Annotated in this window: 24 protein-coding genes; 8 read left to right on the top strand and 16 right to left on the bottom strand. The window is 54.0% G+C overall.

Translation table 11 applies throughout. The features are described from left to right. Positions 1–402: MBL fold metallo-hydrolase (locus tag B9A13_RS14160; RefSeq protein WP_479724532.1), on the top strand; the 402-nt coding region annotated here is incomplete at its 5' end. 34 nt (positions 403–436) lie between these two features. Next, on the top strand, positions 437–1,372 hold the full coding sequence (locus tag B9A13_RS12130; RefSeq protein WP_084235428.1) for a 3-hydroxyacyl-CoA dehydrogenase family protein: 936 nt from the start codon (positions 437–439) through the stop codon (positions 1,370–1,372). A 149-nt stretch (positions 1,373–1,521) separates the two neighbouring features. Here B9A13_RS12130 and B9A13_RS12125 read toward each other — a convergent pair whose 3' ends face one another. Genes B9A13_RS12125 through B9A13_RS12100 form a run of 6 tightly spaced genes read right to left on the bottom strand, consistent with a single transcriptional unit; the run spans position 1,522 to position 7,487 of the window. Next, positions 1,522–2,463, bottom strand: coding sequence for a radical SAM protein (locus B9A13_RS12125; protein ID WP_084235427.1), 942 nt, complete (start codon positions 2,461–2,463; stop codon positions 1,522–1,524). Continuing rightward, a complete protein-coding gene (locus B9A13_RS12120; protein ID WP_084235426.1) occupies positions 2,460–3,452 on the bottom strand; it encodes a glycosyltransferase family 8 protein in 993 nt (330 codons plus the stop codon). The genes B9A13_RS12125 and B9A13_RS12120 overlap by 4 nt, the downstream gene beginning before the upstream one ends. After that, positions 3,449–4,438 carry a glycosyltransferase family 8 protein gene (locus B9A13_RS12115; RefSeq protein WP_159448135.1) on the bottom strand — a complete coding sequence of 330 codons (990 nt, stop codon included), beginning with the start codon at positions 4,436–4,438 and terminating at the stop codon, positions 3,449–3,451. The genes B9A13_RS12120 and B9A13_RS12115 overlap by 4 nt, the downstream gene beginning before the upstream one ends. Beyond that, a complete protein-coding gene (locus B9A13_RS12110) occupies positions 4,435–5,454 on the bottom strand; it encodes a glycosyltransferase family 2 protein (protein WP_084235425.1) in 1,020 nt (339 codons plus the stop codon). The genes B9A13_RS12115 and B9A13_RS12110 overlap by 4 nt, the downstream gene beginning before the upstream one ends. Beyond that, complete coding sequence (locus B9A13_RS12105; protein WP_159448134.1) at positions 5,447–6,451, bottom strand: glycosyltransferase family 2 protein; 1,005 nt, start codon at positions 6,449–6,451, stop codon at positions 5,447–5,449. The genes B9A13_RS12110 and B9A13_RS12105 overlap by 8 nt, the downstream gene beginning before the upstream one ends. Positions 6,452–6,485: 34 nt before the next feature. Continuing rightward, positions 6,486–7,487: a glycosyltransferase family 2 protein gene (locus B9A13_RS12100; protein WP_084235423.1), complete on the bottom strand. Its 1,002-nt coding sequence runs from the start codon at positions 7,485–7,487 to the stop codon at positions 6,486–6,488. A gap of 258 nt (positions 7,488–7,745) precedes the next feature. Here B9A13_RS12100 and B9A13_RS12095 point away from each other — a divergent pair, with 258 nt between their 5' ends. Next, the gene (locus tag B9A13_RS12095; protein WP_084235422.1) at positions 7,746–8,723 is read left to right on the top strand and encodes a glycosyltransferase family 2 protein; all 978 of its coding nucleotides are present in this window, start codon (positions 7,746–7,748) and stop codon (positions 8,721–8,723) included. Positions 8,724–8,773: 50 nt separating this feature from the next. On the opposite strand, the gene B9A13_RS12090 is transcribed toward B9A13_RS12095, so the two are convergent. The 6 genes from B9A13_RS12090 to B9A13_RS12065 form a co-directional block, all read right to left on the bottom strand. Continuing rightward, a complete protein-coding gene (locus B9A13_RS12090) occupies positions 8,774–10,024 on the bottom strand; it encodes a UDP-glucose dehydrogenase family protein (RefSeq protein WP_084235421.1) in 1,251 nt (416 codons plus the stop codon). 59 nt (positions 10,025–10,083) lie between these two features. Then, positions 10,084–11,106, bottom strand: a complete 1,023-nt coding sequence (locus B9A13_RS12085; RefSeq protein ID WP_084235420.1) for a glycosyltransferase family 2 protein — start codon at positions 11,104–11,106, stop codon at positions 10,084–10,086. A 49-nt stretch (positions 11,107–11,155) separates the two neighbouring features. Beyond that, positions 11,156–11,926 carry a glucose-1-phosphate cytidylyltransferase gene (rfbF, locus tag B9A13_RS12080; RefSeq protein ID WP_084235419.1) on the bottom strand — a complete coding sequence of 257 codons (771 nt, stop codon included), beginning with the start codon at positions 11,924–11,926 and terminating at the stop codon, positions 11,156–11,158. Between the two features lie 98 nt (positions 11,927–12,024). Then, positions 12,025–13,047, bottom strand: coding sequence for a glycosyltransferase family 2 protein (locus tag B9A13_RS12075; RefSeq protein ID WP_084235418.1), 1,023 nt, complete (start codon positions 13,045–13,047; stop codon positions 12,025–12,027). A gap of 381 nt (positions 13,048–13,428) precedes the next feature. Then, positions 13,429–14,250: a hypothetical protein gene (locus tag B9A13_RS12070; protein WP_143807007.1), complete on the bottom strand. Its 822-nt coding sequence runs from the start codon at positions 14,248–14,250 to the stop codon at positions 13,429–13,431. A gap of 230 nt (positions 14,251–14,480) precedes the next feature. After that, complete coding sequence (locus B9A13_RS12065) at positions 14,481–14,822, bottom strand: hypothetical protein (protein WP_143807005.1); 342 nt, start codon at positions 14,820–14,822, stop codon at positions 14,481–14,483. Between the two features lie 564 nt (positions 14,823–15,386). Between B9A13_RS12065 and B9A13_RS12060 the strand changes: the two genes are divergently transcribed. After that, entirely contained in the window at positions 15,387–15,968 is a 582-nt protein-coding gene (locus tag B9A13_RS12060; protein ID WP_084235415.1) for a helix-turn-helix domain-containing protein, read from the top strand. A gap of 101 nt (positions 15,969–16,069) precedes the next feature. Here the strand turns inward: B9A13_RS12060 and B9A13_RS12055 are convergent, their stop codons facing one another. The 4 genes from B9A13_RS12055 to B9A13_RS12040 all read right to left on the bottom strand — a co-directional run bounded on the left by B9A13_RS12055 (position 16,070) and on the right by B9A13_RS12040 (position 20,138). Further along, a complete protein-coding gene (locus B9A13_RS12055) occupies positions 16,070–16,882 on the bottom strand; it encodes an SDR family NAD(P)-dependent oxidoreductase (protein WP_084235414.1) in 813 nt (270 codons plus the stop codon). A gap of 56 nt (positions 16,883–16,938) precedes the next feature. After that, on the bottom strand, positions 16,939–17,961 hold the full coding sequence (locus tag B9A13_RS12050; RefSeq protein WP_084235413.1) for a 3-keto-5-aminohexanoate cleavage protein: 1,023 nt from the start codon (positions 17,959–17,961) through the stop codon (positions 16,939–16,941). 246 nt (positions 17,962–18,207) lie between these two features. Then, positions 18,208–19,311: a DUF7973 family transport facilitator gene (locus B9A13_RS12045; protein WP_143807003.1), complete on the bottom strand. Its 1,104-nt coding sequence runs from the start codon at positions 19,309–19,311 to the stop codon at positions 18,208–18,210. Between the two features lie 341 nt (positions 19,312–19,652). Beyond that, entirely contained in the window at positions 19,653–20,138 is a 486-nt protein-coding gene (locus B9A13_RS12040; protein ID WP_084235411.1) for a GNAT family N-acetyltransferase, read from the bottom strand. A gap of 144 nt (positions 20,139–20,282) precedes the next feature. On the opposite strand from B9A13_RS12040, the gene B9A13_RS14490 reads away from it, so the two are divergent. The 4 genes from B9A13_RS14490 (at position 20,283) to glf (ending at position 24,571) form a co-directional block, all read left to right on the top strand. Further along, entirely contained in the window at positions 20,283–21,218 is a 936-nt protein-coding gene (locus B9A13_RS14490) for a L,D-transpeptidase family protein (protein ID WP_084235410.1), read from the top strand. 139 nt (positions 21,219–21,357) lie between these two features. After that, entirely contained in the window at positions 21,358–22,449 is a 1,092-nt protein-coding gene (locus B9A13_RS12030; RefSeq protein WP_084235409.1) for an NAD-dependent epimerase/dehydratase family protein, read from the top strand. A 38-nt stretch (positions 22,450–22,487) separates the two neighbouring features. Then, positions 22,488–23,402, top strand: coding sequence for an NAD-dependent epimerase/dehydratase family protein (locus tag B9A13_RS12025; RefSeq protein WP_084235408.1), 915 nt, complete (start codon positions 22,488–22,490; stop codon positions 23,400–23,402). Continuing rightward, positions 23,399–24,571, top strand: a complete 1,173-nt coding sequence (glf, locus tag B9A13_RS12020; RefSeq protein ID WP_084235407.1) for a UDP-galactopyranose mutase — start codon at positions 23,399–23,401, stop codon at positions 24,569–24,571. Before B9A13_RS12025 ends, glf begins: the two co-directional genes overlap by 4 nt. Positions 24,572–24,603: the final 32 nt, after the last annotated feature.

Raw genomic sequence — 24,603 nt, 5'->3', positions numbered from 1 at the left:
CATAACGCCCCGGCCTGCTATAAGTTTCTCTACAATCCGGAGTATCTGGAAGGACTGAACCCCGCCTTTGTGGACGGGGACGTGTTCGACATCTTCCCGGGTATTCACCTGCTCTACACCCCCGGGCATACCCCGGGTGGGCAGTCGGTGGCGGTGGACACCGCGGAGGGCCGGGTCATCATCTGCGGCTTCTGCTGCGGCGAAGAAAACTTCGATCCTCCCGCGGACGTGAAGGCCATCTGGCCGGAAGCCCTGGTGCCGGGCCTGCACGTCAACAGCGAGGACGCGTACGAGAGCGTCCTGCGGGTGAAAAAAGAGGCGGATTATGTGATCCTGCTCCACGACGAGAAAACCTTCACCCGGGGCGTCTGCCCCAGCGACAAGTGGCCCAAAAACCGATAAAGAGCCGAACCGGCAAGGAAAGGAGGAAGGACACTTGAAGATTCAAACCGTGGCCTGCCTGGGCGCCGGCACCATCGGCGCAAGCTGGGCGGCGTACTTTCTGTCGAAAGGACTCAACGTAACCGTCCAGGATATTGACGACAGGCAAATTGCCGCCGCACGCGCCAAGGTTTCGGCTCTGCTGAAAGACATGGAGGAAAAGAAGCTCCTTACCCAAGCGGAAAGAGAAGCCGCGGCCGAAAGGGCCAGCTTTACAACGCAGATTGCCGAAGCGGTAAAAAATGCCCAGTTTATCCAGGAATCCGCCCTTGAGCGGTACGAGATCAAGCAAAAGGTGCTGGAAGAGGTGGACGCCAATGCGTGGGAAGGAGCCATTTTTTCCAGCAGCAGCTCGGGCCTGCTGGTCTCCAGGCTGCAGGGTTATTCCAGGTACCCCGGAAGGGTCATTGTGGGGCATCCCTTTAACCCGCCGCATCTGATTCCCCTGGTGGAGATCGTGAAGGGAAACGCCGACGAAGCGGTGGTCCGGGCAGCCGGCGCATTTTACCGGGAGATCGGGAAGGTTCCTATCGTTATCAATAAGGAACTGCCCGGGCATGTGGCCAACCGGATCCAGGCGGCCGTGTGGCGGGAGGCGATCGACCTTGTCGTGAACGGAGTCTGCTCGGTGAACGACGTGGATGCGGCGGTCTGCAACGGGCCGGGCCTGCGCTGGGCCCTCATGGGACCCAACATGATCTTCAATCTGGGCGGCGGCGACAACGGAATGGAGAGCTTTTTGGGGCAGTTCGCTCCTTCCTTCGAAACCTGGTGGGCGGATATGGCGACCTGGAACCAGTTTCCGGAGGGCAGCCGTGAACTCCTCGTAAGCGGCGTCAAAGACGAGATGGGGGAAAAAGACCTCAAGGATATCGCGCGGTGGCGGGATGAAATGCTGACCGGTCTATTAAAACTGCGGTACTCCTCCTGAAACCCGGCATACGGAACATACGCCTCCTCCTTGGTCATATAGAAAGCGGCGGCCGGCACCTAAAGAGGTGCCGGCCGCCGCTTAAGCCGCCGAAAGGTCTGTTATAGGACGGGAACGGGGGTGATCAGAAACATGGGACCAATCCCGCTTTACGGCTCTGACCCGAGCCGGTCTTTCCCCTGCTCCATCTGTACCGCCGCAGGAACGGGCAAAAACAAATCCGTTCCCTTGTCGCAGTAATTGCAGGCGGTGATACCGTCCAGAGAACAAAACGCGCGGATTTTTATCCGCAGCTCCCCGGTGCTCAGATCCGGATCCATCAGATCCACATAGTCCCCGGGCGTGTCGGGGATAAAACCGAGCTCCATGCCGTGGCCGGACCGGGGGCACCAGTGCAGCCTGCCGCGGTAATAGCTCCGGCAGCCGGCGGCGCACAAAGCGAACTGTTTTCTCAGCGCGGTTTCCTCCCGGGCGCGAAATTCCATGCCCCCGAAGTCATACCAGTTTTCTTGGGCGCGAAAGAACACATACCGGATCCGCCGCTTTTCAAAAAGGGATATCAGCTCGCTCTTTCGGCGGGATAGATCGCCGTAATCGCTGATTTCCACAAATACCTTCGGATGGGCCAGGATCGCAAGAAGGCGCTCCTCCGTCGGAAGTATCGTCCCGTTTGTAGTGACCTTGACGATTCCGATTTTATCGCAGTAGACGGCATGCTCCAACAGCTCGCCCAGGCGGGGATACAGCAGAGGTTCCCCTCCCAGGAAGGTAAACGCCACCGTGTAGTCTACGACGGAAACCAGCCGATTGAAGTATCTTATCAGATCCGGGCATTCCACATCCTCAGGACGCCGGTACCACTGCATCAGGTTCGCGCATTTTTCGCATCTCAAGGTACACCGGGTGGTAACGGGCATTTCAATATACGGCAGGATCAGAGGAGACCGTTTGAGTATCCACGGATTTTTTATGAGAAAACCGGGCAGACGCAGGAGTTTGACGATGCGCCTTAAAAAACGCGGCCGGATGCTTTGAATCCGATCGGGACACGTAATCCACAGAATTCTTTTCAGCGTATCCAAATCCGTCATTTCTGCTCTTCACCGCTTTCCGGTTTTCCAAACAGCTTGAAGCTCAGCCATGCGCCCATTAAACGGAGAATATAGCGAAAGCCCAAACCGCCGGCCTGATATTGATATAAAACGGCTCCCTGGACGGCGACATGCTCCACCCGGTCCAACGGCCGGCACAGGATACCATCGCACAGCCGACTGTATACCGGCGTTTTTTTCGCGCAGCTCCAAAAGGGTCCCGTCTGAGCAAATCCGACGGAATTCCAGGGCTTGACGGGAGAAATATAATGTAAAATCCATGCGCTTTCAGGTGGCTGCGGAAAACCCGCAAAAGTTCTTTCCCAGAAAACGTTCCACCGCTCATCCAGCAGCCTCGCGGTTTTCCAGCACACCACGTTCAACGCGTCCTGATCCGGAGTGATAAGACGCTTTTCCCGGTACAGAAGCTCGAAAGAGCGCTCCTTTATTTTTTCTGCGGCAAACCGCCGCGTATCAATCAGAAGGACACCGGAATTGAAATACCGGTCCAGGGGAATTCCCAGCCCTTTTTCAATATCCTTTCGGCGGCTGCTGCCGGGGGTATCCTTTACCGCACCCAGGACCGCTCCGTCCAGCTGCGTATCAAAAAGCGCCCCAACGTCTTTTCGGACAATCATATCGCAGTCCAGATACAATACTTTGCCGTAATCCGGCAGCGCGTCGGCAATCAGCAGCCGGTAATAGATCTCGCGGCTAAAATAGGAAATGGGATACATGGCTTCCTGATCCAGAAGATGCCCGATACGGATACATCTCACCGGGGCCCTCCGGGTCCCCATGTTCTCAACAAGAACGATATTTGCGGGAGACAGACTGTCGTGCAGCACAAATATGCGGTATGTACGGCCGGGGGCGGCGGTTTCAACGACGGATTCGATAGTAACGCAGAGGGGAAGCACATACGTATTACTTACCGCGAAAGCCAGGATCACATCGTCCAGCACGCTTTTCATTTCACCTGACATCATCGCGACAGATCCTCCGCCCCTTCCGTTTTTCCGAACATTTTGAAGTTCAGATATGCCTTAACAAGCATTAGTATATACCGCATCCCCATGCTTCCACTTCGGCAACAGCGCAAACCGACTTCTTCCACATTCGAATTCAAAAGCACATCCGCCTGATTTTCCAGGACAAACGAGGAGAGAGGGCCAAAGGCCGGCGTTTTTTCCGCCGCACGCCAGAAGTATTCGGATCGCGGAAACTGCAGACTGTTCCAGGGCTTTTTGTTGGAGGAATAGTGAAGCATCGAAATAGCATCGAGCTTAGCGCACGTATTTTCCCAGAACACATTCCATCTGTCTTCGAGAAACCGGATTTTACCGTCGCAAACGGTGTTGACGGTGTCCTGGTCGGGGCAGCTCATGCTGCCGTTTTCCCGCAGGAACGCCAGGCACTGCTCCAGCAGGTGTTCCTGCCGGAATTGCCTGCAGTCCATCAGAAGCACTCCGGAATTGATATACCTGGCGGGAGTGCGCGGGAGGACGCAACTCAATCTTTTCAGGTTATTGGCTTCGTACTGGTCCGCCACCGCGCCGAGGACCGCCCCCCCGAGCGGAGTGTCAAACAGTTCTCCCACGTCCGTCAGGGCTATGGTGTCGCAGTCCAGATAGAGCACTTTATCAAATTCGGGCAGGACGGAGGGAATGAGAAGCCGGAAGTACATTTCCCTGGTAAAATAGTACATGGCGTACATGGCATTTTCATCCACCAGATGGCCAACCCGGAGACAGCAGACCGGTGTCCGTTCGTTTCCCAATCCTTCCAGCATACGGACGGTTTCCGCCGGCAGATCTTCATGAAGCACGAAAATCCGGTATATACGCTCCGGACTGCCGGTTTCCAGCACCGATTCAATGGCCGCGCAGAGGGGCAAAGAGTATTCCCGGTTTGCCGCATACGCAAGGATCACATCGGGCTTGCCTTCGGATTGTTTTGAATTCGTTGCACTCATTTCTGGCTCCCAAACAGTAGTTTCACTTCGGAATGCAGGAAATATGCCAGCTGGAACAGGCGGGACAGCCATATGGCGGCCGGTTGTGCCGAACACGCCATGCGAAGCTCCAGCCTTCCGACCCAGCCGGGGGCTGCATATTCCAGTATTCCCCTCTGACGGTCCAAGGCGCGGGAAGCAATGCGGGACAATGCACAGCGGGTCTCAGAAGAAGGATACAGGGCACATGGCAGCATCATAAGCGATCCATGAATAAAGGACATTGTTTTTGCGCTTACGGCATTTTTAAGCCATGGATATTCTGCTACGGCAGCATCGAATACCTGCAGCACAACATCCAGAGAATCGGCTGCTGCAGCGGTGCTCTTTTGCTGACTGAGCCCACCGCTGCGCAAACGGTAAAAATATTTTACATCCGGAAGAACAACGGTTTTTTCAGAAGCGGCAAGAATCCGGAACATGACGGCCGAATCCTCAAAACGGACCAGCGGAGGAAAAGAAATACGGTCAAAGAGGGATCTTTTATAGAGCTTGTTCCACAGGGTGTCTCCGATCTCATTTGTATTCCAATACCGATGCAGGATCTGATCCTCTGTAAGTACCATCCTTCTGGAGGCGGCAATCCTTTTAAAGCTGACTCCCCGGATAGAACGATATCCGCACGTGGCAAGATCGGCTTTTTCGGACATCAGATTTTCAAGCAGATATTGGATAAAATCGGGCGAACACCAGTCGTCCGGGTCCACCCAGGCGATATACTCTCCGGATGCGGCGGACAGGCCGGTGTTCCTGGCCGAAGAGACGCCCCCGTTTTTCTGATGAATCACACGGATCCTGGCGTCTTTCCGGGCGTAATCCTCGCAGAGGGCACCGCTTCCGTCCGAAGAACCGTCGTTCACGAGAATAATTTCGAGGCAGCCGTAGGTCTGGGCCAGGATGCTGTCCAGACTTTTTCGAAGATAGGGCTCGACATTGTACACGGGAACGATCACGCTGACCAGGGGCCCGCTATCCATTCCCGTCCCCCCTCAGGGTTTCATGATATACCTTGATAAGATAGTTGGAAAGAGCTGGGCTGCAATAATAAATCAGCCACAGCAGTTTTTTCGCCGGAGGTTCCGCACGGTATTTCTCTGATTTTTTAGCAACCCGATAGTGCCGGGAAAAAATCTTATGCATGTTTGCATTGTGACGGCGAAGGGCCGGTCTGTCGATTTCATCGTTTTCTTCCGCGAGCCATCTGTAACAGGGAATGCTCTTGCATATGGCCATGTCAATATTACCGCTGGTGTCCTTCTGTCGGACGATATATTCTTCCCAGAGCCGGCAAAGCTTCTCAGCACTTCTCATATGCAATATGCCCTTTTTCCCCCGTGTTGTACTAAGACCGGACACATCATAGTAATATCCGATTTTATCTGTTACGGCCAGGCATAGATTTTTTGAGAAAAGATCCATCAATACAAGATTGTCTTCATAGATATAGCCAGCCGGCAACCGCACAGTTTTCCAAAGTTCGGCCCGGTAAAGTTTGTCACAAAGGCTCCAGGATACCGTCTCGAGAAATGCAGCCTGAATAATATCGGGACCCTTAAGCAGTAGGATATCGGAATAACAGAAATCTTCAGACGGGAGGTCCGCATCGGCGCAGATATAACGGCACTGGGCAATATCCGCTCCGGTTTTTTCAATCGATTCCAGCAGATCCCGGTACATGTGGGGATAGATCCAGTCATCGGCGTCTACAAAGCCGACGCAGTCGCCGCGGGCTATGTCAAGACCCGCGTTGCGGGCGGCAGACTGTCCCCGGTTTTCCTGATGCAGGACCTTAATCCGCGTATCTTTTTTAATATATTCCTCACAGATATCGCCGCTGCCGTCCGTGGAACCATCATCCACGAGGATGATTTCCAGCTGGGTATACGTCTGGGACAGCACGCTGTCCAGACAGCGCCGCAGATACGGCCGCGCATTGTATACCGGTATGATCACCGAAATAAGCAAGCTGTTCATCCAGTACCTCCCACGGCATCCCATAAAGCGGCATTCACCTGCCGTATGGCTTAAAACCCTCGTGATATGTTCTGACCAGATAATTAGACAGCGCCGGGCTGCAAGAATAGATCATCCACAATAACTTCTTGGAAATGGGCGCCGAGCCGTACTGCCGCGTTTTCCGGGCGGCTGCGTAGTGGCGGAGGAATATCCGATGCATCCGGCGGTTGTGCTCCTTCACCGCGGCTTTATCTATTTCCGCGTTTTCACGAATCCACCAGTTGTAACAGGGAATGTTTTTGCACAGGAGCATGGAAGCGCTGCCGTGATCATGGCTCTGCCGCGCCGTATACGCGTCCCAGGTCAGGCATAGTTTCTCGATGCTCTCAAGATGGCATTTCCGCTTTTCTCCCCGGGTGATGCTTGGACTGGAGATGTTGTAACAGTATTCTACCCTGCTCGTTTTGACCAGCCGGCAATCCTGGGAAAAGAGATCCGTGAGGACGATGGCGTCTTCGTAATAATATCCTTCGGGAAGGCGGCGGGTTTTCCATAAATCTGCCCGAAAAAGCTTGTCCCAAAGATTCCAGGATAGGATTTCGCGAAATGCCGCCTGCAAAATTTCGGGACCCTGAAAAAAACAGACGTCTGCCACGGCGGAATTTGCCGTCTGAGGCTCCAGGTCTCCGAACACGAAACTGCACTGGGAGACGTCCGCCCCCGTTTGTTCCAGAAGATTCACCAGGGTTTCATACATATCCGGATAGATCCAGTCGTCGGCGTCCACAAAGCCGATGCAGTGGCCGCAGGCTATGTCAAGCCCCGCGTTACGGGCGGCGGCAAGTCCCCTGTTACTCTGATGCAGTACCCGGATTCGCCCGTCCTTCCCGGCGTACTCGTCACAAATATCGCCGCTGCTGTCCCCGGAGCCATCGTTCACGAGAATGATTTCGATCTGCCCGTATGTCTGAGCTATTACGCTGTCCAGACAACGGCGCAGATAGGAGCAGGCATTATAAACCGGGATGATGACCGAAACAAGAGGGCCGTTCATGCAGTACCTCCGCACTTGAATTGTTTCTCATGGACGGGATTCCGCGTTGACGAAAGGGCGCCGCGCATATCAATGTCAAACCTTCTTTAAAAAGACAGATCCGAATGAAACGTTCATTGAAGGCCGTGAGCGCGATCAGGCCCGTATGGCCGTCTATACTATTCTTCAAAAAATTTGAAGAATAGTATAGAATAAATACAGCCTGCCTGCAAAGCCCCGGAAACGCGATACCCGGGTACGGCGGAAGGAGAATTGAAAATGATGCTTACCGTGTTCACGCCCACACATCAGCGGGCATATTGCCTGCCCAGGCTGTATGAATCCTTGAAACGCCAGACGGTTAAAAATTTCGAATGGCTGGTGATCGACAACGGATCCACGGACGGGACGCCGGAGCTGTTTGAAACCTGGCTTTCAGAGAAGCCGGGATTTGAAATCCGCTATCTATGGCAGGAAGACGGCGGCAAGCACCGGGCGATCAACCGCGCCGTGCATCTGGCGAAATATCCGTATTTTTTCAACGTGGACAGCGACGACTTTCTTACGGACGACGCGGTGGAGCTCGTCCTCGGATGGGCGGAGAGCATCGATGAAATGGAGGAATTCTGCGGGGTTTCCGGTCTGCGCGCCGCCCCGTCCGGAGAAATCCACGGAGGGATACCGAAGACGGGGCAGGACGGATACACGGACGCCACCAATCTGGAGCGGCCTCGTTTCGATCTGGGAGGAGACAAGGCGGAGGTTTACCGCACCCAGGTGATGAAGCGGTACCCCTTTCCCGAGTATCCGGGAGAAACTTATGTCATCGAAGACACGGCGTGGGACGCCATGGCGGGAGACGGCTATAAAATACGGTGGTTCAACCGGGTCACATATATCTGCGAGTATCTGGAGGATGGCCTGACCCGAACGGGAATGACCGGTCATGCGGGAAATATAAAAAATTACCGGTCCTTTGCCAACTTTGTCCGCCAGGCCCTGCGTCTGGGACGGGACAACAAAAGAGAACTGTTTCTCGAGTATATGAGCGTAGCCCGGGAGCTGGGGAAGAGCCGGGCGGAGATCTGCCGTGACCTGGGGGTGACCGAAAACCGGCTGCTGCAGCTGCGGGCCGGGTTTGCAGCCCAGGAGTCCCGCCGTCTGGCGATGCGCTGTCTGGAGGTGCTGCGCAGGGAGGGAATCCGGGCAGTCTTCCGGAAAGCCGCCGGAAAGCTGTCGGGGGAAAAAGCCGAATAAAGCCGAACCGGGGCCGGAATCCACCGGACAAGGCATCCGGACGATTCGCGCTACAGCATATACCGGCAGTCCACGATGGGTTTGTCCGTCATTTCCCGGATATTTTTAAATTCCGGCCATGCCGTGACAAGGGCGATTACGTCCGATAAGGACACCGCCCGGGCGTATTCTCCTACACAGTAGTATTCCAGAGGATAGGAAGCCTGAAATTCGGCAGCGGCTTCCGGGTCGTAACAGAGAATGTTGCGGTATCCCAGCCGGTTCAGCTCACGGATGATTCCCGCGGCGGGAGAGTCCCGGGTGTCGCCGCTGCCCGGTTTGAAGGAAAGGCCCAGTATGCCGACAGCCGCGCCGGGGTCCCTTCCGGCGGCCCGGGCAATGCGCCCGGCCGTCACTGCGGCCATGGAATCGTTTACCGCGATGGTGTTTTTCAGCATCTGGGGGTCCATGCCGAAGGCCCTGGCCGTGGAATACAGCGCTCGGGTATCCTTGGGCAGGCAGTATCCGCCGTAGCCGCACCCGGGATAAAGGTAGGAGCGCATATCGCATTCGTTCCATCTCCTGTCCAGATGCAGGATCCGGAAAGCGGAGGCCACGTCGATGCCGCCGATGGCGTCGGCTATCAGGCTCATCTCGTTTGAAAAGCTGATCATCATGGCAAGCATGGAGTTGGACAGATATTTGATAAATTCGGCGGTAGTGAGATCCACAGATAGAATTGGCGCTCCGAAGGGGGCGTAAAGTTCCCTCAAAAGGGCCTCCGAACGGCGGTCCGACACACCCAGGACAATCCTGTCAGGATGCATGAAATCGTCCCAGCAGCTGCCTTCCCGCAGAAATTCCGGATTGACGGCAATTCCTATGTCCTTGCCGGCTTTCAGGCCCCGGTTTTCTGCCAGGGGGACAATCCGCTCCACCGCCGTAGAAGGGGGAATGGTGGATTTGATTACCAGCACTTTGAAGTGATCGGGGGTCAGGATGTCCAGCACCTGCTCAACCGCTCCCGCCAGGCAGGAGAGATCGGCTCCGGAGTCCGGAAGGCCGGGGGTGCCCACGCAGAAAAAGATGCAGTCGCTTTCCGCCACCATGGCGTTCATATTGGAGCAGGGAAGGAAACCGCGGCCGAGATGCCGGGCAAGGGAAGAACCCAATCCGGGCTCGGAAACGGGAAGCCGACCGGAAGAAACCGCCGACATCCGGGCGGTGCTGGTATCGGTCCCGTATACTTTACAGCCCAGTTCCGCAAAGCCCAAAGCGGCGGTCAGCCCGATATAACCGAGTCCTATAACGGTAATTACCATGCGTTTTCATCCTTTGGATATTCTTTTCGTGGGAAAGGGGTTCCGTCAGATCGGCGCTTTTATAAGCGATTGCGCCTCTCCTTCCGGTTTCGCCTGAAAACCGTCACGCGAATCATAAGGGCGTGGGTCCGGAGGGCCAGCATACGAAATGGTTTCGCTCCTAAACACATGATGTTCAGCTCCGACCGAGCAAGAAACCCGATGGTCCCGCTGGCAATGATGTCCTTTCTGGCTTCGCGCAGTATCCGGAGATTTTCAGGTGCAAAAACACCCCGAAGGTCCGCATTCTCCGGGAATTTTGCGGCAGCCTCATTATAATGGCTGAAAGCCTTGTAGATGTCAGCAATATAAAAACTTTTCAGATGCGGATGCGTTTTCCCGAGATCTTCGGCCCTGCGGAGCAAAAAGTCCGCGCGATTTAAATAAACGGAGGCGAGATTTCGGTGACAGTCGCTGTCCGGCCGGATGAGGTAGTGATATTTCGCTTCAGGAAGACAAAGAAAGGTGTCCGCAATTTTAAAGACCCCATAAATCGCCAGGTCGTCGTAAGCGCAGCGCTCCGGCAGTGAAAAGCCGGAAAACAGCCGGACCCTGAACAGCTTCTGCCAGAGAAAATTCCTTACAATCCGGTCCAGCAGCAATTCCCGCAGGGCTTCGTCCCGGGTATACCGGGTCAGCGAGGGAGCGCATATTTTTCTGACGCTGCCGCCTTCTTCCTCATAAAAACCGCACATCGTAATATCGGTCTGATAGAAAACGGCGTTTTCCGCGAGATAGGAGTACATATCCGGGTCGGCATAGTCGTCGGCATCCGCAAAGCCGATATACTCTCCGTGTGCAGCCGCGATTCCCGCGTTACGACCGCCGCCGCAGCCGTAATTATCATCCAGGCAGACAATCCGGATCCGGCCGTCTTTTTCGGAATATTCCCGGCATATGGCCAGAGAACCGTCTGTAGACGCGTTGTCCACCAGGATGATTTCCAGGGATTCATATGTTTGACCGACCAGACTGTCCAGACATTTGCGCAGATACGGCTCGGCATTGTATATCGGAAGGACGACACTGACCAAAGGGCTCACGGAGCCACCTCCAACTACTGCATATAACGATGACCCGGAGACCGTCCGCTCACCAGAGCTTCCACGGGGCTTTGCCGGATTCCCAGAGCTCCTCCAGAATCCTCTTTTCCCGGGGCGTGTCCATGCACTGCCAGAAACCGGTGTGACGGTATGCCCGTATCTTTCCTTCCCGGGCGGCCCGTTCCATCGGTTCTTTTTCCAGAACGGTCCCGTCGCCTTCCATATAATTAAACCATTCCGGTTCGGCCACCATGAAACCTGCGTTGATCCAGCGGCCGGAGTGTTCTTTTTCATGGAACGCCGTTACCGAGCCGCTTTCGTCCAGGGACAAAACACCGAAGCGCTCTTCCGGCTGAACGGCGGTGACGGTCAGCATCTTTCCGTGCTCCCGGTGAAAGCGTATCGTATCGTTGACATCCAGATCGGAAAGTCCGTCGCCATAGGTCAGCAGAAAGGTTTCCTCTCCCACGTAGGGACGCACGCGGGCGACACGCCCTCCGGTCATGGTGTCCCGGCCGGTATCCGCAACGGTAACCCGCCAGGGCTCGGAAATGCGACTATGATATGTAACCTTGTCCTCTGAAGTAAAATCAAAGGTCACGTCGCTGCGATGGAGGCAATATCTGAAGAAAAAATCCTTAACGGCCTGCTGTTTATACCCCGCGCATAGGATAAATTCGGTATGACCGTAACAGGCATAGTATTTCATAATATGCCATATCAGCGGCATTCCGCCGATTCTGACCATTGGCTTGGGGCAATCCGGGCTTTCGCCGGAAAAACGGGTTCCGAACCCGCCGGCTAAAATCACAACTTTCATTTCGGGATTCCTTTCCGCCGCGGCGAAAACGGCGCCGTTTATTTCGGCGAGTACGCGGAGGGAAATGCTTCAGAGATTTCATTCGCCGGCCGGTGATTTTATGAGGAACCGCGCTTTTTTTGCAGCTTCTGTCGGAGACTGACAGTGAAAACAATTAATTCATGGATACGGGGGACCAGAAATCGGCCCAATCCCGATCCCCTGCACATAAGGTTCATTTCCAGACGGCCCAGAAATCCAAGACGTTCGCTGGCCGCAAGGTCCTTTCTGGCTGCCCGGAGCCGATAAAGGTTTTCGCCCTCCAATATGGAACGAAGATCTTCTCTGTCCGGATATTTTGCAGCTGCCTCATAGTACAGGCTGTATGCACAGTAAAGATCGAAACAGAGATAGCTTTTGAGGTCAGGATGCGTTTTCATCAGATCATCGGCCCGCCGGATGAGAAGATCCGCACGGTCCATGTAGTAGGGCGGAGCTATGCGGTGACAGGCGCTGTCAGGCAGTATCCGGTAATGATATTTTGCCTCGGGAAGGTAAACAACCTTATTTGCCGGCAGAAACAGTTTATAGGAACTGAGATCACAGTAAACACGGAAGGTGGGGAAAGAGACTCCCGAGAACAGATGCACTTTAAACAGCTTCTGCCAGAGATAGTTCTGTATCACCCGATCCGCCAGCAGCTCCCGGAGAGCGGCGTCCGCGGAGTACTGCGTCAGCTCCGCAGGGCTCTTTTTTATTACAGAGCCGCCTTCTTCCTCATAGAAGCCGCAAATTGTGATATCGGAACCGTAAAGCACTGCGTTTTCGGCAAGATAGGAGAACATATCCGGATCAACGTAATCGTCGGAATCCACAAATCCGATGTACTCTCCGGACACAGCGGCCAGGGCCGCATTTCTGCCGGCCCCCGGCCCGTTGTTTTTTTCCAGGCAGATCAGCCGGATACGCCGGTCCCTTTCGGCAAATTCCAGGCAGATTTGAGAGGAGCCGTCCGTCGAAGCGTTGTCCACAAGGATGATCTCCAGGGGATCGTATGTCTGAGCCACGACGCTTTCAAGGCACCGGCGAAGATACGGTTCCGTATTGTATACAGGAATGATGACGCTGACCAACGGCTTCATGAAGGCACCTCTATTGCTGCCCGGACGGACTTAAGACACCGGAACAATCTAAAAACAAGACGGCACGACCGACGCACCAGGCTCTCCTCGCCCCGAAAAACCGGCGAATCAACCGGTATAACACGGAACCGAACTTTATAAAATCGGCTCATCCCGGCTTGTCCTGCCCAATGAAGGCAGATCGGGTCGTTTTCCGTCATTTTATTACAGTATATAAAAAAAGACGGTAATGTGCAAGAAACTTGTCCCATGGAATGGAGACCAATTTCAAACCGGGACTTTCCGCCGGCGGGAAAAAGGACACCGGGACTTTTTAGACAAGCAGAGCCGGGAGGCGGGCATGTGCCCGCCTCCCTTCGCTTTTCTTAAACCGGGATTGGATTACGGACAAGAACAATCGTCCGTACAGACATATTCGGGGGTGCCCAGAATCCGAACATCCTGGTCGATGCCGAGTTTGTCGATGATGTCCTCGTACAGCGAGAATTCCACCTCGGTGGTCCATATGCTTTGGGTGTTGTCTGCGTTGATGAAAACCTGGAACGGATCGAGTACATCCACTTCGTAATCCAGATTCCGGAGCAGGATATAGGACTGGAGCGAAGGATCGTCCAGCTCGCATTTTCTCAGGACCGTGCTGAAGCTGGAAATCGGAATGTTGACCGTGTACTCGAAATTGGTGTAAGCGTTTACCCCTGTGGATCTGATAACAAGGGCCTCATAAGGCTGGGATACGTTCTGGTGCTGGACGACAGGCGCCCCGGCCGCGTCAATCACGGTGGATTCCACAAATGCTTTCGTAGTGCCAGCGCTGTAATGCAGCCTGGAAGAAAGGTTTCTGGGTAGGGTCAGCACGTCAAAGGTGTTGTCTTCATATTCCACGATGAGAATCAGTTCGAAGTCGATGATCACCTTGGACTTTTGAGTACAAATAATCGTGTTCGAGGGATCCTCATCCAGAATCCGCTTGCAGAGCTTCACGCATTTGACGGCGGAGCCGTAATCGGTGTTGGGAACCTCCGTCGGGTCAGCATCGTGATTGATTATGAAGAGTCTCAAGGGGGCTTTTGTTCCCAAGGGGGTTATGGGAGCGACGGTTGTGTATTGTTCCTGAAATACCTCCTGTTGCTGGGTCAGTTCCGCTTTGGCCAATATTCTTCTGGCAAATATATCCAGAACCACTGGCAATGCCTCATTGCTCATATTATTATCACTCCAAGACAAAATCTATAACTTTAACCGCGTCGCATAATGTATGCTAATACAATATACGCTGATGAACCTATTAAGTGACATGATTTCGGCGCTTCTTCAATTATATACGAGCGTGTACAGGCTAACAGTCCCGATCCCTCAATGGTACTCAAACCAGGACCCGAAAAAACCGAACCGCTTTCAGCAGGATTCCGATTGGCCGAAGCCGCCCGGGAGAGCTATTTTTTCAGGAAGCCAAACCCTTTACGGCCCGAAGCCGCCTCCGCTTTCATCTGATTCAGGAGGGTATTGAAAGCGTCGTCTTGGCTGGTTACATATTGGGTCAGATCGTCGATTTTGCCGTTCAGCTCTGCGAGAAGCTTCAGAATTTCGGCGCTGTCGGGCAAAGCGGCAGGCTCGGCCGTCTTTTGCATTTCCTGCTTTTCGGCAGCCACTTTTTCCGTAAGCTTTTTTTCAGTGGGTTCCATTTTTTTATATGCAGTGATGATTTCCGTTTCGTCTTCCCGGGTCAGGCGCTTCCATCCGCTTTTGTACTGAGAATTTCCAAGAATACTTTCCATACCGTCACCATCCTGCACAGCGTATTTCTGTTCACGGGGCATATTGAACCCTCCAATATCAATTATATTCCGCAAAGGCGCAATGCTTACCATGTCCCCGTCACCAGATATACCGGATTCCTTTTAATAAACGAATCATACCAATGACTCGCTTAAAAAACCTGTTATTATTAAAATAATTCACAAAGTAATTATTTTCCTCCGAACAGCGTTTGTGATATTATAGCCGCGAGCCGCAATGCGCCTATTATACCAGACTCTACGGCGCGTCCGCCTCGCCCCTTTCGGGGCAACCGGCAGCGTTGCCATATATCACGAAACACTTTGCGTTTGTGATATAATAGTTGCAATCGGCATCATACCGGGCTGAACAGCGCGGTTTGCTCTTATTTTTCGGGTGGAACCGCAAACGATGCCATATATTCTCCGGCACAGAGTATCTATGGAGATATTAAGTAATGTTAAGCGAAAGAGAAATTAATGTTGACTTATACTTAATTCTACTGTATTATAAGTAAATAGTGGACCTATGCACCAAACTGTTTTGATAGGCGGATATAGCGAATGAATGAAGCAAACCTACTATTAATTGGACAAAAATTAAAGCAGATTCGGAAAAAAAAGAAGATGACTTTAAAAGAGGTTGCCGAGCGAATGGAGTGTTCCAGTCCCTTCTTGTCCATGCTGGAAAACGGACGTTCAGGCATAAGCCTCTCAAAGCTTCAGCAGCTTCTGGCGGTTTATGGTATGACAATGGCGGACCTTGTGGAAAACAACTCTTTTTCGGACCGCGTGGTTACCTTGGCGGAAGCCGTTTCGCTTGGCAACGGAAGAGACGCGGAGGGTACTACCGCCTTGCTTCTGGTACGAAATCCTCATGAGAAGCTGATAGAGCCGGTATTATTCCGCGTGCCGCCCGGAGCGACTATTGGGCCGATGCAGCACGCAGGGGAGGAATTCTGTTATGTGATCGAAGGGCAGTTTGATGTGACTCTGATCGATCCGGATACGGGTATGCGGGAAATGTATCACCTGAATGCGGGAGATACCATCTATCACGCCAGCACTACTCCGCATATCTGGTATAACCCGTCCCCAAACCGCGAAGGAGTATTTATCGGCGCGGTTACGCCGCCTTCCTTCTGAATTGAAAAGATTGTATGTTGAGCCCGCACATTCGTGCGGGCTCAACATACTTTTTAGGTATTTTAGAAAATTTTCATTCCCTACACCAGAAGAAATTTTGATTACCTAAACCCGAAGTCCTTATTTGTGAAACAACTAAGAACCTCTCCGCCATCTACAGGAATGAGCGCCCCCGTTATGTAGTTGGATTCTTCGGAGGCCAGAAATAGGGCCAGGTTTGCGACATCCTGAGTTTCGCCCCATCTATGCATGGGAACCTTATCCTCGACCATTTTTCTGAATGTCGGATCTTCGAAAAATGCCTTTGTAAGAGAGGTTTTACAGTATGTCGGACAGGCTGCATTTACGTTGATATTATTTACGCCGTATTCAATTGCCATTGTCTGAGTCAAGTTTGCAGCCGCTCCTTTGGAAGTGTTGTAAGGCGCCTGCGTGGGTGTTCCGTTTAATCCTGCTGTGGAAACGATGTTGACGATCTTTCCCTTATTTTTTTCAATGAAAATAGGAATCGCATTCTGACACATTCTCCACATGCCTTTGACGTTGACTTCGAGGCAAGCTTCCAGATCTTCCACAGGAATTTTGTACATCAGATTGGCACCGCGGTATACTCCGGCGTTATTTGTCAGGATATCCAGAGTTCCGTATTTTTTAATGGTCTGCTCAAATAAGTTTTTTACATCTTCATTTTTTGTAACGTCGCACTTGACATAAATCGCCTCTCCGCCGTCTTTTCTGATGGCGGCATCCGTATCAAATTCCGGATCGGTCTCAAAACCCGCCCTTGGGACACTGCTGACTAAATCCGCACAGACAACCTTGGCGCCTTCCCTGGCATATGTTCTTGCAATTGCACGCCCAAAACCTGAACTGGCACCGGTTACAATGGCCACTTTTCCGTCCAATCTACCCATTTTGTTACCCTCACAGTCTATATTATTTATTTACCGCCTGTCAGCGGGAAAAGACTTTATTTCTCAGGCAGGCCGATGGAACGACGATACTCGTTGGAGGTGGCGACTTCGCGGCCCAGAAGAGAAACCAACTGCTTCATGGTTTTGAAATGCTCCGCGTTGTTGGTGATTTTTTCATTTTTATGAGGCCATTTCCAGACGGTGTCTTCCATGCCGACCCGGATGGCGCAGCCCATCATGGCGGCAAGAGTGGCCAGATGGCTGGAGGCCCGGCCGGCGGCGCAGACCATGATCTGAGAATCGGGGTCAATCGCCATAATCTGATCATAGAGGTGAATGAATCCGGTGACCATGGCGTGGGGGCTCTGCATGGGGCTTCCGCCCGGCAGGGTGGGAAGAATGATCCAGTGATAGGGCTTATCCAGCAAACCGGTCTTGATGAGATAACGGTCGGCGTTGTCGATATCTCCGTCGGAATACACGGCGATCTGGGGTTTTACGCCGTACTCCTGGACGATACGGGTTTTTTCGATCATGACATGAGGAGGCTTGCAGAAGAGGGTATCTCCGCAGTAAGCGGCAACGGTGTTGATGGGAGTCACATCCAGGAGGCCGTCCTGCAGGCACTCGATCATCTTCGCCCACTCGCCGGCCTGGAAGGGCACCATGCAGCCGTCAAACACGGTCTTCGGAAATTCCTTGCGCAGGGGATCGATAACACTGTGAAAAAGCTTCGGATCCAGGACGCTGTATCCGTCCTTGTCGCGGACATGGATATGTACGATGGGCGCTCCGGCCTGGCAGACCTCCCTGGCGGACTGATAAATTTCCTCGGGCGTCTGAGGATGATTCGGGTTTACGCGCTTGCTGTAAAAGGCTCCGGTAATGGTGGTGGAAATGGGGATCTTATCCCAAGTCTTCCATCTGGGCTGTACGTCCACATCGGAGGTGGCGTAAGCGGTGTGGGTCGGGTCGGTGACCTCGGGAAGTCCATATGCGTTCCAGATGCACATGAAATCTTCCTTCTTCTTGTACTCCTCAATCAGTTCCCAATTGACCTTGTTGATTTTGTTTGACATAACTTTTCCTCCTTAACTTTGTTGCTTTGTCAGCCCAACTAAACTTATATCACAAAAATTAAGTAAATGTCAATAGCAAAATTAAGAATATATTAATTAAATATTTATATATTAAGTAAAGCGCTTGAACCTAATACAACTTAAACGTTTCGAATTTTCAAATCCGATTCGGTAAATAGAAAATCCCGGCCGGATCTGACCAGGGCCAGTGCCGGCCGGGATGGGGGAAAGAAGAAATATCATATCTCAGGGCACAGGAACATACTCCACCTGCTTTTTAGATTTCATGGCGGCACTTTGCACGATACTATACAGTATCGCCGCCGCTACGATTCCAGCGGGAACAATATAAGAGGAAGCGCCGGTCAGACTGAAGACTCCCGTAAGAGGCAGTATGCCAAAGAGTATGGCAGAGGTAAAGGCGATTCCTGTGGCAGGGGGATCCACCCAGCAATCGCCGTAAATATGGAACAATTTTGCCACCAGATCGCCCATAAATGCGGCAATCACTCCTCCTGCGAGACCCCAGGCAAGGTTGCCCCCGCTGATCAGCATTCCATAGGAGGCGCAGAGACTGATATGATGCGTCACAGGAATACTGACCCCTATCTGGAGCCAAATAAGAGAAGTAACCGAAAGCAAGAAAGGTATATATATTGCATATGGTGCCGCGGCGGGATCCTGCATCATTACGTAAGTAAGCCAGGCTGCACCGCCGCCGGCGGCGATTCCGATGACGGTTTTTTCCGCCGCAGTGTTGACATAAGGAATCCATACACCGGTGGAATAAATACTGAATCTTCCACCTAACTTTTTTATCTCTGCCGGTGTTTCTCCGAAGATATCCCCAAGTCCATGATTTCCAAAGATTACTTTTACGATAATTGCAGATACAAATACAGTTAGAGCCACGGTATCGACCTTTCCAGGAAAGACAGCATTAAAACTGAAATTGAGGATATAGCCAAGTACCCCTACAAATCCGCCAACAACCAAAACTATAGGTTGTTTAAGGCTTACGAGTGCAGTAAAAATGTCATTTCCAGCTTTTAAATACCCCATTTTTTTTGCAAACGCCGCTGCGCCGACTCCTCCAGCAAATGCGATGTGGGGACCATAGAAAGAACCAAAAGGAATCAATCCAAGCCAATTAAACGTTGCTCCGCTCATTCCGGCGGCTACTCCGCCTATTCCAACGATTCCCACAATGATAAATGCCGTCAGACCACCGAATGCCGCACCGAAAGCTCCGCCGCAAAAAGCGGCGAGTAACGCTATAAGGTCCATGTAGGTACTCCCTTCCGTTATCTTTTTAATTGAGTGCGCTGCCAATCGAATAGAATCGATCATACAGGCGTCTTAAACTGCAAAATGAGTGAAAGCAGATGATATCCCGCGGTTATCATGTTTTGATTTGTTATAACATCACCCCCTGCATATGCCGGCAATATCTGCATTGCTAAATTTATATCATAATAATTAAGTAAATGTCAAGAAAAAAATAATATATAATTAATTTAATAATTATATATTAAGCTTATTTGCTTATTTGCGGTTTTGTTAAGTCTAGCAACCAGATTGATAAATGAGAAGATGTTTTTCAAAGGCACATGAACAATTCTATTAAAGCTGCCCGCGCAAACCTATGGTTTGCGCGGGCAGCTGGATAACCACAATAATTTGTGTAACAATCAGCCGGCGGACTGATACGCAATTCGGGGACTTCCGTCTTCCACATAGATCGTGCCGCACCGTTCGAATCCGTTCTTTTCCAAAAGGTGCTGCATGATGAGGTTGTCTCGGTGGGTGTCGGCCCGCAGATTCCGAATTTTGTCCCGGCAGAACTCTATGCACAGATTCGTGACCCCCGCGGTTGTGCCGTCTCCGGCAAGCCTGTGGATCGTTCCGTAAGGCGCGTCGTTTTTCCAGGCGCCGTTCTCAATGACCGTGTAGGTGGGATCCTCGCCGATCCGCATAACGAAGACCGCGCGAATCCCCTTCCCGTCGGTACAGACGTAGCACTGCTTTTTACCGATGTCATCCACAAGAAGCGCCCGTTCCGGATATGCTGCGCCCCACTGCGTCGGATTGCCGCTGCGCGACATGAAGCGCCTGGCGGATTCATAGATTTTCATGACTGCGTCCAGATCCTCCGGACACGCCGCTCTGACATCCATCCCGTTTTATCCTCCGTACAGCCGGAATATTCCACCGAACCATTTTATCGCAATCGCCCACTTTTTACAATACAGAGCGTTTTTGCTGTTTTTTGTCCGGTGGCGGGTATTTCAAGTTGACACCGCAGTCCCGGGCAGGACATAATGGAATCAAAGCAATCGATTCAAACCTTCACAGACGGGTGTGAGAGCGGGATGGGCCAGTTCAACAAAATGAGGAGAATCCTTTTATACCTGTTTTTGCTGTGCTTTGCGGCCCTGCTTCTGTCCGGCTGCGGCGGGAAGCCGGCGGCATCGGAAGCAGGCGTCACGGATACCGGAAGCGTCCCTGCGGCCATCACGGCTTCCGCATCGCCCGATCCATCCGCCGAACCGAGCCGTACCATGTCCCCCGTCACGCCGTCTTCTTTCATAACCGACGAACCTTCATCAGACATTCCGACATCCGAAAGCGGCGGGAAAAAAACGGCGGGCCAGCCTCCGCTGCTGAGCAGGCTGGCGGACAGCATGGGGCTGTCTTTTGAAGACATGACCTTCGGCCAGGTGATTCTGGCGGCCGCCGACGGCTCCGATGCAAAGATCTATTGCTACGACAAGAATTCGGACGGCATCTGGTCGCTGCGGTATTCCTTCGACGGGCATCTGGGTCAAAACGGCGTGACGGAAGACAAGCGGGAGGGAGATAAATGCACGCCCGCGGGGCTTTTCAGGCTGGGGTTTGCCTTCGGGAACAGCCCGAAGCCGGAAACCGAGCTGGAATACAGGCCGGTGACCGAGAACGTGTACTGGGTGGACGACCCTTCCTCCGTTTTCTACAATCAGTGGGTGGAGGGCACGGAACGGCAGGACTGGAGCAGCGCGGAACATCTTTCGGAATACCCCAAAAGCTATGCCTACGCCCTGGTGATTGAGTACAACTATTACCCGGATACGGTGGCCGGAGCGGGCTCGGCAATCTTCCTGCACTGCGGCAGCAAGTCCGGTCACGGGTGTATCTGCGTTGGGGAGGACGACATGCTGGAGATCCTCCGCTGGCTGTCTCCCCAGGAGGACCCGCATATTTTGATTGCAAATCGGTGAAAAACGAAGGGCGGCGCGCGCGCATTGGGATTCGGCCGCGAGGAGCGGGACGGCGCTCCGACGATTTGGTTCCGGCGGAGGGAGATTTCCCGGGCGCTCCGGTTTTCGGGCCGGCGATACAGAAGGGCTGGTGTCAACAATGAACGCTGTTGTGAGGGCGGACCTCGCCCGGATTTACGAAGACTTAACCGCCGGCGAACGGGCTAAATTTGCCGGCACTACGCTCCTGTTTACCGGCTGCGCGGGATTTTTCGGCTTTTATCTGCTGAATTTCTTCACCCGCTACCGGGAGGAGCTGGGGATCCGCGAGATCATCGGCCTTGACAGCTTCCGTATGGGCTACCCCAACTGGCTGAAGGAAATGGACGGCGCCGGTCAGGTAACGCTGCGCAGGTTCGACATCGCGTCGGACGATCTGGGGGATGCTGCAGGCGCGGAGCGGGCGGATTATATCTTCCATATGGCATCCATCGCCTCCCCCGTGTTTTACCGGCGGTATCCCGTGGAGACCATCGACGCCAACGTCTGGGGACTGCGAATGCTGCTGGAGTTTTATAAAAGCAGAAACATCCGGGGGATGCTGTATTTTTCTACCAGTGAGATTTACGGCGACCCGGATCCCGCGCATATCCCCACCGCGGAGGATTACCGGGGAAGCGTGTCCTGCAACGGGCCGCGGGCCTGTTACGACGAAGGAAAGCGCTTCGGGGAGACGCTCTGCTCCCTGTTTGCGGAAAAATACGGCATGCCGCTGACGGTGGTCCGCCCGTTCAACAATTACGGCCCGGGCATGCGCTTAAACGACGCGCGGGTACCCGCCGACTTTGCGGACGCGGTCAGGCGCAACCGGGACATCGAAATCTACTCGGACGGTACGCCGACGCGCACCTTCTGCTATATCTCCGATTCCGTACCCGGCTTTATCAAGGCTGCTTTATATGGCAGATACGACACCTTCAACATCGGTATGGACCGGCCGGAGCTGTCCGTAGCAGAGCTGGCGGAAATCTATCTCCGGGCCGGGCGGGAGATCTTCGGCTATACCGGAAACATCCGCTTTGAAAAGCACTCTGACGAGAAGTATCTCACGGACAACCCTAACCGCCGCTGCCCCGATCTCGGAAAGGCGCGCCGGCTGCTGGGATACCGGCCGAAAATCGACGTTGTGCAGGGCGTAGGCTATTTCCTGGAGCATATCAAGGCAAGCGCTGAGGGCGAGCTGGTCTGGTGACGGGCAAAGGCGTTCTCCGGCTGCGGAGGAGGGATGGTATGAAAAGCGCGGTCGTTACAGGAGCGGGGGGATTTGTGGGCAGCTGGCTGGTCAGAGAACTGACCGCACAGGGCACCGAGGTTTACGCTGCAGTATCCGAATCCCCGCAGCAAAGGGATATCCGCATGCCGGGGGTTCATACCCTGCGCTGCGGCATGGCGGACTATCGTTTGCTCCCTAAAATGCTGAATGGGGCGGATCCGGAGGTTTTTTACCACCTGGCATGGACAGGGGTATCCGGGCCTGCGCGGGGCAGCGCGGAGTCTCAGCTGAACAACGCCGCGGGAGCGGTGAAGGCGGCGGAAGCCGCCGCCGCGCTGGGGTGCCGGCGATTTGTGGGAATGGGCAGCATCGCGGAGCGTGAAACCGCCGCAGCCATGGCTTTGGAGGGCAGCCGGCCCTCCCCCGATTCCCTCGCGGGTGCCGGCAAGTTTTTTGCCCACTGCGCCACCAAAACACGCTGCGCCCAGCTGGGGATCGAGCACGTCTGGCCCATGCTGACCAACGCCTACGGCGAGGGGGAGAGGTCCGTCCGTCTGATTAACGATACGATACGGAAGATCCTCATGGACGAGCCGCTGGAATTCACCGCCGGCACGCAGCTGTATGATTTCATCCACGCGGCCGACGCGGCGCGCGCCCTCCGCCTCCTGGGCTGTCTGGGGCGGCCCTTTTGTTCCTACGTCGTGGGCAGCGGCCTCCCGCGGCCGCTGAGAGAATATTTAGAGGAACTGGGAGGGATTCTGGCGCCCGGACGGGAGCTTAAATTCGGCAGTCTGCCCTATACCGGAGCCAAGCTTTCCCCGGAGGCCTTCGACACCGCAGCCCTGGTCAAAGATACCGGATTTTCCCCGGAGATCTCCTTTGCCGAGGGGGTGCGACGCACCTTCCGCTGGATCAAGGAGAACGGATGATGCCGCAGGACTTCGACATCCTTATCGCCGGTGCCGGGCTCTGCGGCTGCGTGATTGCCCGGGAGATGGCCGAAGCCGGGAAAAAGGTTCTGATTTTGGAGCGCCGGGAGCAGGCCGGCGGCAATCTTTTCGACCGCGTCGACGAGGAGACGGGGATTCGGGTGCAGATCTATGGGCCCCACGCGTTTCACACCGATAAGGAAGAGCTGTTTGCATACATCACGCAGTTCGGCGAGTGGATCCCCTACCGCCTGACCTGCCGCGTTGAAATGCTGGGGAAAACGACCCCATCACCCTTCAATTTTCAGACCGCGGACGATTATTTCAGCCCTGCAGAGGCGCAGAATATCAAGGCGCACCTGCAAAGCGCCTTTCCGGGGCGAGGGCAGGCGGCAGTTCTCGAGCTGCTCTCCTCCCCGGACGCGGCGGTGCGCGGATTCGGAGAGTTTCTCTTCCGGCATGACTACAGCCTTTATACCGCCAAGCAGTGGGGTATTCCGCCGGAGCGCGTGGATCCCGGGGTGCTGGCGAGGGTCCCGGTGGTCTTTTCCTATCGGGACGGATATTTCGACGACCCGTATCAGGCGATGCCGGCGGGAGGATTTTCCGCCGTGCTGAAAGAGATGACGGCACACCCCAATATCCGCATCCGGCTAAAAACCGACGCGCTTTCCGTTTTCGAGGCCGACCCGGAGCACGGCCTGCTGCGGATCAGCGGCGTTCCGACGGACAAAACCGTTTTTTACACCGGCGCTTTGGACGAGCTGCTGGGGTACCGCTTCGGCCGCCTGCCCTACCGATCGCTGCGATTTGAGTGGGAACGGCACACGGCGGACGGCGCGCAGCCGGCGCCCATCGTGGCTTATCCGGAAGCGAAGGGATATACCCGTATCACCGAATACGGCAAGTTCCCCCCACAGGCGGCGCGCGGCGGGACAATCACGGCCAAGGAATTTCCGCTGCCGTCGGGAGAGGGGCGGGAGCCGTATTATCCCGTTCATACCAAAGAGAGCGCCGCGCTTTATGAAAAGTACCGGCGGGCGGCAGAGGGAATCGACAGCCTGCGCCTGTGCGGCCGACTGGCCGATTTTCAGTACTACGATATGGACCAGGCCATAGAGCGTGCCCTGCGCCTGAGCCGGGAGCTGAAGCGCAGCGGGGATTTGTAAATTAAAAACCCTGTAACTCTACAGTTACAGGG

Source organism: Papillibacter cinnamivorans DSM 12816 (genome assembly GCF_900176335.1).
Taxonomy (GTDB): domain Bacteria; phylum Bacillota; class Clostridia; order Oscillospirales; family Oscillospiraceae; genus Papillibacter; species Papillibacter cinnamivorans.
This window is presented reverse-complemented; position numbering and strand designations above follow the sequence as displayed.

What these genes read in the sequence shown, in the direction of transcription:
- B9A13_RS12110 (WP_084235425.1), bottom strand. Translation starts at nt 5,454, where the DNA reads ATGGATAGCGGGCCCCTGGTCAGCGTGATCGTTCCCGTGTACAATGTC.
- B9A13_RS12095 (WP_084235422.1), top strand. Translation starts at nt 7,746, where the DNA reads ATGATGCTTACCGTGTTCACGCCCACACATCAGCGGGCATATTGCCTG.
- B9A13_RS12115 (WP_159448135.1), bottom strand. Translation starts at nt 4,438, where the DNA reads ATGAGTGCAACGAATTCAAAACAATCCGAAGGCAAGCCCGATGTGATC.
- B9A13_RS12125 (WP_084235427.1), bottom strand. Translation starts at nt 2,463, where the DNA reads ATGACGGATTTGGATACGCTGAAAAGAATTCTGTGGATTACGTGTCCC.
- B9A13_RS12045 (WP_143807003.1), bottom strand. Translation starts at nt 19,311, where the DNA reads ATGATCGATTCTATTCGATTGGCAGCGCACTCAATTAAAAAGATAACG.
- B9A13_RS12120 (WP_084235426.1), bottom strand. Translation starts at nt 3,452, where the DNA reads ATGATGTCAGGTGAAATGAAAAGCGTGCTGGACGATGTGATCCTGGCT.
- B9A13_RS12030 (WP_084235409.1), top strand. Translation starts at nt 21,358, where the DNA reads ATGAACGCTGTTGTGAGGGCGGACCTCGCCCGGATTTACGAAGACTTA.
- B9A13_RS12055 (WP_084235414.1), bottom strand. Translation starts at nt 16,882, where the DNA reads ATGGGTAGATTGGACGGAAAAGTGGCCATTGTAACCGGTGCCAGTTCA.
- B9A13_RS12070 (WP_143807007.1), bottom strand. Translation starts at nt 14,250, where the DNA reads ATGAGCAATGAGGCATTGCCAGTGGTTCTGGATATATTTGCCAGAAGA.
- B9A13_RS12050 (WP_084235413.1), bottom strand. Translation starts at nt 17,961, where the DNA reads ATGTCAAACAAAATCAACAAGGTCAATTGGGAACTGATTGAGGAGTAC.
- B9A13_RS12090 (WP_084235421.1), bottom strand. Translation starts at nt 10,024, where the DNA reads ATGGTAATTACCGTTATAGGACTCGGTTATATCGGGCTGACCGCCGCT.
- B9A13_RS12100 (WP_084235423.1), bottom strand. Translation starts at nt 7,487, where the DNA reads ATGAACGGCCCTCTTGTTTCGGTCATCATCCCGGTTTATAATGCCTGC.
- B9A13_RS12040 (WP_084235411.1), bottom strand. Translation starts at nt 20,138, where the DNA reads ATGGATGTCAGAGCGGCGTGTCCGGAGGATCTGGACGCAGTCATGAAA.
- B9A13_RS12025 (WP_084235408.1), top strand. Translation starts at nt 22,488, where the DNA reads ATGAAAAGCGCGGTCGTTACAGGAGCGGGGGGATTTGTGGGCAGCTGG.
- B9A13_RS12060 (WP_084235415.1), top strand. Translation starts at nt 15,387, where the DNA reads ATGAATGAAGCAAACCTACTATTAATTGGACAAAAATTAAAGCAGATT.
- glf (WP_084235407.1), top strand. Translation starts at nt 23,399, where the DNA reads ATGATGCCGCAGGACTTCGACATCCTTATCGCCGGTGCCGGGCTCTGC.
- B9A13_RS12075 (WP_084235418.1), bottom strand. Translation starts at nt 13,047, where the DNA reads ATGAAGCCGTTGGTCAGCGTCATCATTCCTGTATACAATACGGAACCG.
- B9A13_RS14490 (WP_084235410.1), top strand. Translation starts at nt 20,283, where the DNA reads ATGGAATCAAAGCAATCGATTCAAACCTTCACAGACGGGTGTGAGAGC.
- rfbF (WP_084235419.1), bottom strand. Translation starts at nt 11,926, where the DNA reads ATGAAAGTTGTGATTTTAGCCGGCGGGTTCGGAACCCGTTTTTCCGGC.
- B9A13_RS12105 (WP_159448134.1), bottom strand. Translation starts at nt 6,451, where the DNA reads ATGAACAGCTTGCTTATTTCGGTGATCATACCGGTATACAATGCGCGG.
- B9A13_RS12065 (WP_143807005.1), bottom strand. Translation starts at nt 14,822, where the DNA reads ATGGAAAGTATTCTTGGAAATTCTCAGTACAAAAGCGGATGGAAGCGC.